The sequence below is a fragment of the Malaciobacter halophilus genome (genome assembly GCF_002837275.1).
Lineage (GTDB): Bacteria > Campylobacterota > Campylobacteria > Campylobacterales > Arcobacteraceae > Malaciobacter > Malaciobacter halophilus.
The window spans coordinates 5,896-19,345 of the sequence record NZ_NXIF01000012.1 but is presented as its reverse complement, the minus strand read 5'-3'; the positions used below and the strand labels follow the sequence as shown (position 1 = coordinate 19,345).

At 30.7% G+C, this 13,450-nt stretch carries 1 protein-coding gene (cut by a window edge); it reads right to left on the bottom strand.

Going from position 1 to position 13,450, the window contains the following annotated elements:
- Window positions 1–13,450, bottom strand: partial view of a calcium-binding protein gene (locus CP960_RS03415; RefSeq protein ID WP_101183831.1) — the 5' portion only. The gene continues 18,977 nt to the left of window position 1, outside the view; the window shows 13,450 of its 32,427 coding nt (coding positions 1–13,450); the start codon lies at window positions 13,448–13,450; its stop codon lies beyond the left edge, outside the window.

The window sequence follows — 13,450 nt, the reverse complement described above, 5'->3', positions numbered from 1 at the left end:
CTAAATCAGAAGAACCATCAATAACATCATCACCTGCTTGTCCATAAATAGTATCATTTCCAGCTAAGCCTTCAATTGTATCATCTAATAAACCCGCATGAATAATATTAGCATTACTGTTTCCTGTTAAATTATCACTATTTTTTGAACCAAGTATATTATCAAAACCTTGAATTAAATCATTACCATCATTTGTATTTTGTTTTGATGTAGTATTTGTTAAATCAACAGTTACTCCTGTTGTAGAGTTTTCAAAACTGATTGTATCATTACCAGCTCCACCAATTAAAGTATTATCCTCTTCATTACCTTCAATTGTATCATCACCACTTGAGCCAATTACATTTTCAATACTATATAATTTATCAGTTGAAGTTGTTCCATTATAGTTTTCATTAGCAATACCATTACTTATACCTCTTAAATTTACATTTACATTTGAAGCATCTTCATAAGTTACTGTATCTGTTCCACCATCTCCATAAATATCATCTGCACCACTTCCTCCATTTAAAAGGTCATTTCCTTCTCCACCTCTTAAATCATCTGCGCCAGCTTGTCCATAAATTGTATCTTGACCTAAATTTCCAGTGATTTTATTTGAGCTAGAACTACCTACAAAAGTATCATCTTGTTTTGAACCAATTATATTTTCAAACTCTTCAATAGTATCAACACTTCCATCACCTGTTGATTGAGTAGCATTTAATAAATTTGAATCAATTGTTTTATCATCTGTTCCAATATTTGCACTTATATTTGATGTGGCATCTTCAAAGCTAATTGTATCAATTCCATCTTTACCATTTAGTATATTATTGTTACTATCTCCTTGAATTGTATCATTTCCAGTTGTTCCAATTACATTTTCAATATTTTTAATAGTATGCTCTTCAGAAGAGCTAATAATAGTAGCTTTTGAGTTTGTTGAACCATTTAATCTAATATTAACACCACTATTTATATTGCTATAATCAAGAGTATCAATATCTTCTTGTCCATCAATAATATCGCCCGTTAACTCACTTTGTTCACTATGGATTTTAAAAGTATCATCTCCACTTCCACCATATAATCTATCAGCACCAGCACCGCCAATAACCTCATCATTACCACTTCCACCATCAATATAATCATCTCCAGCTTCACCACTTAAAGTATCATTGCCTTGCATACCCAATAAAGTATTCTTATTTTCATCACCTGTGATTTCATCTTTAACAGTAGAACCTGTGATATTTTCAATATCTTTTAATGTGTCTGTTTCACTACTTCCAATAGTTGCTGTTGCTTCACCTAAAGTTAAATCAACATTTACACTCTCATTTCTATTTTCATAACTTACAGTATCACCAACTAAACTATTTGTTCCCCCATCTAAATAGTCATTTCCAATACCACCTAAAAGAGTATCATCACCACTTTGTCCATAAAGTAAATCATTAGCACCTTCACCTCTTAAAATATCATTTGAATTTCCACCTTTAAAAGTATCAGCGTTATCTCCACCAGTAAAATCATCTTCATAGTCACTTCCATGAACTTCTTCAATACCTTTTAAAACATCTTCATTATTACTATTTGCTACTTTTGTTACTAAATACTCATCAGCATTTGCATTAACTACAACTTTTTTTGTCTCTTTTTCATAACTTACAATATCAATAGAGCTATCATCTCCACCAATTAAAGTATCACTACCTTTAGAGCTATAAAAAGTATCTGCTCCATTTAAACCTTCAATACTATTTGATAAATCATTTCCTCTTAAAGTATCATCATTACTTCCACCTTTAAGATTTTCAATATTTAATAAACTATCTGAAGTATTATTTGTATTTGTAGTCATATCCACTTCAACAGAGTTTGAATATGCTTCATAGCTTATTGTATCTACTCCTGCTTTTCCATCAATTACATTTGATGTTGTATCATTTCCTTTCATAATAAAAATATCATCTTGATTTGAACCATCAAAGTCTTCAATATTTTTAACAGTATCAATATTAGAAGAAGAGACACTAACAGTTTGTACAGCTTGTGATAAATCAACTGTAATACCTGTATTACTTACATTTGAATAATCAGCTTTATCACTTTCATTTCCTACTCCACCATCAAATACATTATTTACACTATTTCCAATAAAAGTATCATTTCCTGCTGTACCAATTGCATTTTCAATATTTTTCAAAGTATCACTAGGTTTTGTTCCACCACTTATTACTGTTGCTATTTCATTTGATAAATCAACTACAACTTTATCATTATTTAAATCAGTTAATTTTGAATAATCAACAGTATCAGTAGCTCCTGCACCATCAAAAATATTTGCATTATCTATACTTCCAATAAAAGTATCATCAAAATTTGAACCAAGAATATTCTCTATATCTTTTAAAGTATCCGTACCAACACCTGCTCCACTTGCAGTATTTGTCGCACTATGTAAATCTACTACAACATCTCCTGTTGCATCTGAATAATCAGCTGTATCACTATTTTCTCCACCATCAAGGAAGTCATCTCCACCTCTTCCTTGTAAAGTATCATCTCCTTTTGAACCTAAAAGTGAGTTTTTATTTGCATCTGCTCTTAATGTATCACTATTAATACCACCTGTTATATTTTCAATATTTAAAATAGTATCATCAACATTGTTTACACCACTTTGTAAATCAACTTGAACTGAACTTGTATAGTTTTCATAAGAGATAGTATCTCCTTTACCACTAACCGTAGTATCGTGAGAACCTCCATCAACTCTATTTATCTCATTTTCATTTGACATTATAATAGTATCATCACTACTAGAACCAACAACATTTTCAATAGAAGAGATTGTATCAGTTCCTATATCATTTCCAAAAGCACTATTATTTTGTAAATCAACTACTACTTTATCATTTGAATTAGCAAAATTAATAGTATCACTACCACCTTCTCCACTAAAACTATTATTTAAACTATTACCTACAAAAGTATCATTTGCATTTGTACCAATAACATTTTCTATATTTGTAATAGTATCTTTTACAAAAGTAGTTCCATTGGTCATGATTGCACTATTTGCATCAATATTTGCTACTTCGTTATTGCTTAAATTAACTTCTAAGTGATAAGAGGCTTGTGAAGCTTGTGTATAATCAATAGTATCTCCAATATTACTATTACTTCCTCCATTTATTACATCTTCTCCGTCATTTTGTAATGCAATAAATGTATCATCTCCAGCTTGTCCATAAAGTTCATCATTTCCAGCAGCACCAATTATTTTATCATCACCAGCTCCGCCATCTATATAATCATCTCCACCTTGTCCATCAATAGTATCATTACCTAAATTTCCAAAGATTGTATTATTATTATCATCAGCTTTTATTATATCTTTGTAAATACTCCCATTAATATTCTCTATGCCTTCTAATCTATCTTTTGCTCCAAAACCATCATTATATACGTTATAACCATTTGTATCTGGTGTAGTTAAATCAACTTCAATACCTATTCCTGCATTTAAAGAAGAGTAATCTACTGTATCACTATCTTTTGTTATATTTAAATTGCTATTTCCAGTAACACTCTCTTGTGTTTTAATATGTAAAGTTTCACCTTCAACTTTTACAGATGTATTATTAGAACTTGCAACACTATTTGCTTCAAAGATTTTTACTAACTCATCTAAAACCTCTGCTTTTGTTTTTAAAGCACTTGTATTATCAAAACTAATAGTTTGACCATTTACTTCAAAACTAATAACAGAAGTAAGAACTGCTATTGTAAGAGCATATCCACTTCCACCTCTTAAAACATCATTTCCTGCGTTTCCTATTAAAGTATCATCTCCTGCTCCACCTTCTAAAGTATTATTTGAAGTATTTCCTATAATAGTATCATTTCCATATCCACCAGCAAGATTTTCAATATTTTTGATTATCAAATCTCCATCGCCAGTTGATTGTATTACATCTGTTTTTGATAAATCAACAGTAATGTCTTTTGCAGTATATTCAAAGCTTACAAAATCAGCATCACCTTCTCCACCGTCAATATAATCATATCCAGAAGAAGCTCCTCCTCCTAAAAGTGTATCATTTCCTTTATTACCAACTAAAGTATTAGCACCACTATTTCCTGTTAAAGTATCATTTTTTTCTCCACCAATAACCCCTTCTATTCCATAGAAAGTATCTGTACCTTGAGAAGAACTAATAAAATGAGCTCCATCTGAAATATCAATAACTAAATCTTCATTTTTTTCACTAGAATAATCAACCGTATCAACTTCACCATTTTCATTTGTATAAGATGATGTTCCATCTCCATCACCTGCTAAAATATCATCGCCTGCATCACCTGATAAAATATCACTTCCAGTTCCACCTAAAAGTGTATCATCTCCTGTTTCTCCACTTAAAGTATCATTTCCTACTCTTCCTTCAAGTAAATTATCTGCACTATCACCTTTTATAGTATCATCATGGCTTGTACCAATAACATTCTCTATATTTTTTACTTGATGATGAAAATTATCACTTCCAACTTTTACATAAGAAGTACTATTATCATTTAAATCTAAAGAGATAGATTCATTTAATAAACTATAATCTAAACTATCTTTTCCTCTTGAGTTATCTGCTTCATCTCCTCCATCAATAACATCATCTTTTCCATCATTAGAGTTAGCTGAAAACTTAAAAGTATCATCTCCTGCTTGACCGTATAATTCATCAGCACCTAAAGCACCTTCAATCGTATCATCACCACTTCCAGCAAAAACAACATCATCTCCACCTGCACTATTTATAGTATCATTTCCATCTAAACTATAAATAATATTTGCATCATTATTTCCTAAAATAGAATCATTTAGATTAGTTGTTTTAATATTTTCAATATCTACTAAAGTATCACTTCCAGCGCTACTATGTACATTTTGTGCATTTGCATTATCTAAACTTACAACCACACCTGTATGAGAACTTGAAGGATTAGTATTATTTGTAGTAATAGAGCTATAATCAACTAAATCTTGATTATCTCCCCCATGAAAAAGGTCATCTCCTTGTGCAGTAATAAAAGTATCATTTCCAGCTTCACCATATAAAGAGTTATTTCCACCTTGAGCACTTAAGATATCATCATCACTACCTGCTTTAAAAGTATCATTTGAAGTTCCACCTATTAGTGTATCTTTATAGTTACTTCCATGAACCTCTTCAATATTTGTTAAAGAATCAAGCCCTCCACTTTGTTTAATTACATCATAACCATTTACATTAGAACTTAAAGTAATAGAAGAACTACTATTTTCATAGCTCATTATATCTTTTGAAGTTTGTGTTCCTCCATCTATTGTATCATTGTTAGAGCTTGAATAAATAGTATCATTACCCCCATTACCATATAAAGTATTAGCTTGACTATCTCCTGTTATTGTATCATCGTTTTTACTTCCTTGAACATTCTCAATTGAAGTTAAACTATCAATATCTGAAGTTGCAATATTGCTACTTGTATTAACAGTAGAGCTACTATTTGATAAATCAACTACTACTTTTGAAGAACCACTATTTAAATATGAAAAATCAACAGTATCATTTCCTAAACCACCATCTAAAGTATCAGCACCACCTGCTCCACTTAAAGTATCATCTCCTAAAAGACCTTTTATAGTATTAGAGTTATTATCTCCTGTTATTGTATCGTTTCCACTGTTTGAACCAGTGATATTTTCAATTCCATATAAAGTATCTTTATCATCACTTCCATCATTTTCAAAACTACTATTATTGTTACTATCAATAGTAACTGTTGCACCTTCACTTAAATTTACTACAATTTTATTTTCATTTGAGTAATCAACTGTATCAAATCCTTCATCACCTCTTAATACATCATTTCCAGCTTCACCATAAAGTGTATCATCTCCTTTATTTCCATATAAAGTATCATCACCACTTCCACCATATAAAGTATCTTTTAAAGCTTCTTCATTTGTTGTTTCTACTGTTGCATCATCAAATCCACCATAAATAGTATCATCGCCACTTCCACCTGAGATTCTATCTGCTCCATTTGCTCCAACAAACTTATTATTTACATTATCATCTATATCACCAATAATATTATCAGCATAATTTGAACCAATGATATTTTCTATTCCATATAAAGTATCTACATTATTATAACCATCATTAGTTACTCTACCAATATTTAGTGTAGTATCATCTTCTGATGCCACATTCATATCAACACTAATTTGCCCAGAAGCATCCAAATATGTTACTGTATCATTTTCATTATCATCATTTGCTACTACTTTATTGTTTACTATTGTTGCTTTTCCACCAATAAAAGTATCATCTCCATTTTTACTGGCAAAAACATCACTTCCTTCTCTACCAATTAGTGTATTTTCACTATCATTACCAAATAAAGTATCATCTTTAGCTCCACCTTCAAGATTTTCAACTGTATTTATTTTTATATGCCCAGCTCCAACAGTATCTTGAACTTCACTATTTGCTAAATCAATTACAACTTTTTGTCCTAAAGCATCAATATAACTATAACTTACAAAATCTTCACTTCCAGCACCACCTTCAATATAATCAAAGTTTAAAGCATCACCAGCGCCACCTCCTAGAAGTGTATCATTTCCTTCTCCACCAATTAAAGTATTAACCCCAGAAGTTCCTCTTAAAGTATCATCTCCACTTCCTCCAATTGCACCCTCAATAGAGATAAAAGTATCACTTCCTTGACTAGCACTTATTACTTTTGAACCTTGTGAATTTAAATCTATATCTAAATCCTCAGTAGCATTTGAATAATCAGCTGTATCTATTCCTTCTCCACCATTTAAAATATCATCATTGGCTCCACCTCTTAAAGTATCATTACCTTTGCCACCAATTAAATTATCATCTCCTGCTAATCCAATTAAAATATCATTTGAATCTCTTCCTTCTAAGGTATTATTTGAAGCATTACCAATCAAACTATCTTCATGGCTTGAACCTATAACATTTTCAATATCAATTAATGTGTCATTCCCTTGTTCTGCACTAATATTTTGAGCAACCCCATCTAAGCCAAGATTTACATTTACTGAACTTTGTGCTGTTTCATAAGATACAGTATCTCCTTTAGAGTTATTATCTCCTCCATTTAAAACATCATTTCCTGCTGCACCTTCTAAAATATCATCTCCAGCATTTCCTAATAAAGTATTATCTTTACTATCTCCAATAATTTTATCATTACCTTGAGTACCAGAAACATTCTCTATATTTTTTATCTTATCATTTGAAGCATTTGATACTACTACATCAACTTGTGTAGAACCATCTAAACTAACATCAATAAAGTGAGTATTATCTAAGTTTGAGTAATCAACAGTATCACTATTTTCTCCACCATCAATAGTATCAATACCATCATCACCACTTTCTAAAATACCATCACTATTACTATCAACTCCTGCTATAAAAGTATCATTTCCTTTATTACCATTTAAAACATCATCACCTAATAAACCTTTTAAAGTATCATCACCATCATTTGCTATAAAAGTATCATTAGTATTTGAACCACTTAATCTATCACTATTATTTGATGCTTTAATTATCTCTATATCAACTAGTTTATCTTTATCTCCAAATCCATCATTTAATACTTGAAATCCATCATTATCTGTATCATTTAAATCAACAATAATCCCAGAAGTTGAAGAAGTATAATCAGCAATATCTTGTGTTCCATCACCACCATTTAAAATATCATTTCCAGCCTCACCACTTAAAATATCATCATTTGATGAACCAAAAAGAGAGTTATTTAAAATATTTCCACTAATTGTATCTTTAGCATTTGAACCTATAACATTTTCTATATTTACTAAGGTATCATTTTGAGTAGAGTCTTTAAATACATCTTGTGAACTTGTATTTGATAAATTAACATTTATAGCTTTATTACCACTATAATCAACTGTATCAATATCTTCTCCACCATCAAGCAAATTATCTCCAGTAGAAGCTTTTAATGTATCATTTCCACTTCCACCATATAAAGTATCATCTCCTACTCTTCCATCTAAAGTATCATCTCCACCTTGTCCACTTAAAATATTTTTATCACTATTTCCACTTATTTTATCATTTTGAGCTGTTCCTATAACATTTTCAACTTCTGATATAGTATCAACTTGTGTTCCATCTTTAAAAATATCTTGTGCACCAAAATTTGATAAATCAACATCTATAGCTTTATCTACATCATAAGCAACTGTATCAGAACCTATACCTCCAATAACTCTATTTTGTCCTAAGCCTGCATAAAGAGTATCATCTCCACTTCCACCATCTAAAGTGTCATTTCCAGTATTACCATATAAAATATCATCATCTTCTTGACCTAAAAGAGTGTCATTTCCACTTCCACCACTTATAGTATCATTTCCAGCTTGTCCCTCAAATTTATTATCTATATTATCATCACTATCTCCAGTGATTTTATCATCATTTTTTGTACCAATAATATTTTCTATATCTACTAATGTATCTCTTCCATTATCTCCATCAATAGTTACTAAACCTTCATTTCGTGAAGAATCATCACCTAAGTTCATATCAACATTAATTCCACTTGTACCTGATACAATTGAGTAATCAGCTGTATCTGTATACTGTTTATATTCAAAAGAAACATTTGAACTAGAAGAAAAACTCTCATTAGTTTCTAAGTAAATATTTGTACCATCATGCATGATTTTACCAATAGTTGTAGCCATAGAATCACTATTGAAACTTGTCACTAAACCATCTAAAACTTCAGCTAGAGTTGTTGTTGCACTTGCAATAAAACTTACAGTTACTCCTGCAATATTCAAAGTATATGTAGCATTATTTTGTGGTGTAATTGTTAATTTATAAGCATTTGTTCCACCATCTAAAGTATCATTTTTACCTTTTCCTATTAATGTATCATTTCCTGCTCCACCAGTTAAAGTATTTATCTCATCATTACCAATAATAGTATCATTTCCTGCTCCGCCATCAAGATTTTCAACATTCTTAATAATAATTTTACCCTCAGATGTATTTTGCTCTACATCATTTAAAGATAAATCAATAGTTATATCATTTGAAGTAAAAGCAAAACTTGCAAAATCCTCACCAAGTCCACCATCTATATAATCAACTCCACTATTAGCACCAGAACCAAGTAAAGTATCATTACCCTCATTACCAACTAAAGTATTAGCTTCTGTAGTACCTTTTAAAGTATCATCACCACTTCCACCAATTGCACCTTCAATAGATATAAATGTATCACTTCCTTGACTAACACTAATTGATTTTGAACCTTGAGAGTTTAAATCTATATTTAAATCTTCTGTTGCATCAGAGTAGTCTGCAGTATCAACTCCATCTCCTCCATCTAAAATATCATCTCCCAAGCCACCTTTTAAAGTATCATCTCCATCTTGCGCAAGTAAAGTATCATCTCCTTGTAAACCTACAAGGACATCATCTCCAGCTTTACCTTCTAATTTATTATTTTTACTATTTCCAGTAATACTATCATCAAACTTTGTACCAATAACATTTTCTACATTTTGTACTCTATCAACACCAACAAAAGTTCCCCCAACTTGGTCATCAACTCTATTGTTTGATAAGTCTGCATTTATACCTTTATCGTTTCCTAAAATTGAGTCTAAATAACTATAATCAACCGTATCAATATCTTCTCCACCATCAATATAGTCATTTCCTTCTCCACCAACTAAAGTATCATTTCCAACTCTTCCAAGAAGTGTATCATCTCCTTGTTTTCCATCTAAAGTATCATCTCCACTATTACCATCAAGAATATTCTTATTACTATCTGCAATAATAGTATCATCATTTGAACCACCAATTACATTCTCAATTGAAGCTAGAGTGTCTTTTTTTACTCCATTTATATTTAAATCTACTTGATTAGTCTCATTTAAAGTAACATCGATTTTTCCAGTTTCTAAACTATAATCAACCGTATCACTTCCTTCTTGTCCATAATAAACATCATTACCTTCACCTGCAATAATCAAATCATCATCTGCACCAGCAAAAACAGTATCATCATTAGCTTTTGCCTCAATAGTATCATTTCCACTATTTCCATAGATTGTATTTGCTAAATTATTACCTACAATAGTATCATCAACAGTAGAGCCTTTTACATTCTCTATATTTCTAATAATATCTTGTTCTAAACCAACAATAGCAGTTGTTTGTATCCCATTATCACCTAATGTTAATTTTACAGAACTATTTTCTAAAGAGTAATCAACTAAATCAATATCTTCTCCACCATCTAAAATATCACTTCCACTTCCACCTAAAAGTGTATCATTTCCTATTCCACCATCAAGAAAATCATTTCCTATTCCACCATATAAAGTATCATCATCTTCTTTACCTAAAAGTGTATCATCTCCACTATCTCCATATAAAGTATCATCATTCAAGCCACCATCAATATAATCTTTTCCTTGAGCACCTCTTACTAAATCACTTCCTTGATTTGCTAAAATTGTATTATTTGAAGAGTTCCCATCAAAAGTATCATTCCCACTTCCACCAAAAATATTTTCAACATTTAAAATAGTTAAGTTTCCATATCCAGAAGATTGTTTATCTGTTTTTGATAAATCTAAAGTTACTGTATCACTTACACCTTCAAAACTTATCCAATCATCAGAACCACTTTGTCCATCTACATAATCATCACCACCACCTGTCAAGATAGTATCATTACCTAAACCACCAAAAATTGAGTTATCTTGGCTATTACCTTTTAGTGTATCTGCATAATCTGTTCCAATTAAATTTTCAATATTTCTTAAAGTATCATTTCCAGAAGCTTTTGTATCTTGAGATGAAGTTTTAGATAAATCTACACTAATAGAGCTTTGCTCATCACTATAATCAGCATAATCATCATCACCTGCTCCACCATCTAAAATATCATCACCTGCTCCACCACTTAAAGTATCATTTTCTGTTCCACCATCTAAATAGTCATTCCCAGCATTACCAATTAAAGTATCATTATTAATTCCACCTTTTAGTGTATTATTATCATCATTACCAATAATAGTATCACTACCTCTTGAGCCTGTGGCATTCTCAACATTTTTAATTTGAGTATATCCTTCACCTAAGATATACTCTTCTTTAAGATTTATTGTATGAGAAACACTTGAATTTGATGCATCAATAGTGTCACCTTTACTATTGTGTGTTCCACCATCTATTACATCATCATTTGAGCTAACATAAATAGTATCATCACCTGCTAATGCAGATATAGTGTTTTTTGAAGCATTTCCTGTTATAGTATCATCATAATTAGAACCTATTACATTTTCAATAGATTTTAATTCATCTGCTCCATCAATACCAGTAGCAGTTCCATAAATACCATCTTCAAAATCTTGGTCTAAAATAACTTCTACACCTTGATTATCTACATTATTTACAGCATCTTCATAACTTACAGTATCACTTCCAACTCCACCTTCAAGAAAATCATTTCCTGCATTTCCTGCAAGAGTATCATTTCCTTCTCCACCATTAATAGTATCATTTCCTGCTCCACCACTAATAGTATCATAGCCTTTATTACCATTTAAAATATTCTGTTTATCATCACCAATAATAATATCAATATCTTGTGTTCCATTTACATTTTCAATATTTGAAATAGTATCATTTCCATCACCTGTAATAGTTCCATTTACTAAATCTGCAATAATTCCCTCAGGATTAACACTATCAATATGAGAAAAATCTATTGTATCATTACCCTCTCCAGCATCAATAGTATCATCACCTAAACCAGAAACTATAAAGTCATTTCCAGTTCCTGATTCAATGGTATCATCACCTGCATAAGCAGTAATTGTGTCTTCTCCACTATTTCCATAAATAGTATCATCATTATTTCCTGCATAAATAGTATCATTTGAGATACCACCATTTATAGTATTTTTTAAAGTTGTTGAACCATAAAGTTTTGTATCATTAATATTTGAACTAATAACAAAACCTGTTTGTTCTGATTGACCATCAATTAAATCAATATCATCATTATCAATCTCTTGATATTTATACTCACTTGGATCACTTTCATCATTTATCTTTTTTAAATTTACTCCAATAGTTAAATCAAACTCATGTGTAGTCTTACTAGGTGGTTCTATATCTGCTTGCAATTCAGGAGAAATATTATTTATATCAAATACAGTTTGTGCTTTTATATTTAAAGCAAAATCTTTATCAACATCTGTATTCATAGTCATTATAATATTTATATTTCCTTGTGCATCAACAGTAAAACCTTCTATTTCATCTGTATCAGGATTATCTCTTTGTATTAACCAACTATTACCTGATTGAGTAGCATTGTGTATTTTAAAACCTTCAGGCAAATCATCTGAACTTATCCAAACTTTTTGAATTTTAAAACCTGCACCTTGTGTAGGATTTAAAGTTATAGTTCTTGAAGTATATCCTTCTCCAAAATAATCTGGATTATCAGAGTTTATTAATACACTATCATAATTGTTAATTCCAGCATTTTTATAAGACATTTCTTCTTGATTAGTTTGTTTAACTATTTCTGAAGGATTAGCAGAAATATTACTATTTGGATAGATATTTTCATAATATGAACCTCCTCCACCATTTACAGTTAATACCCTACTTGCATCTGCACCACTTCCTTGAATTGATTCATTTTGTGTTTGTAAAACATGTTTCATATCCAAAGAGAAAGCAAACTCAACAGGAGGAGCATCATTATCCTCTTTTTCAGGAGTACCATCATCAGTAGGAGGCTCAGCAATAACAGGAGGTTCTGTTTCTTCAGGAATTTCTGGTGGAATCTCTACATCTAAAGGTTCTTCAAACTCAGTATCAAACTCATTTTCATCTTCATCTACTTCAACTTCAGTAACAATTATAGGTGTAGCACTACTGCTTTGTTCAGTAACATCTTCTAACTCTTTAACTTCTTCAGCAGAGCTAGGAACAACATCTATGTCCTCATTAGCTAAAACTGCTTCTAATGGCAAATTATTAATCTCTTCAATTTCAGATAATATAGTACTTAAAGTTAAATCTTTCCCACCAATAGTAAAGCTTGGTGGAGTATCATTATATCCCATTAAAGCCATAGATACAAAAGTATAAACACCTCCATCAGGGAACTCTAAGATAATATCTCCCCCAATAAGTTTATACTTTGCATCATCTAAGTTTAACTCATTTGATTGCAAGTCAATTTTATCTCCAGGTCTTACATAAACTGCAATATTTTCTCCACTTTGTGGTTTACCTTTAATTTGTACTTTTCTATTTAAATACTTTACTAATTCATTATCTTTTGCCAT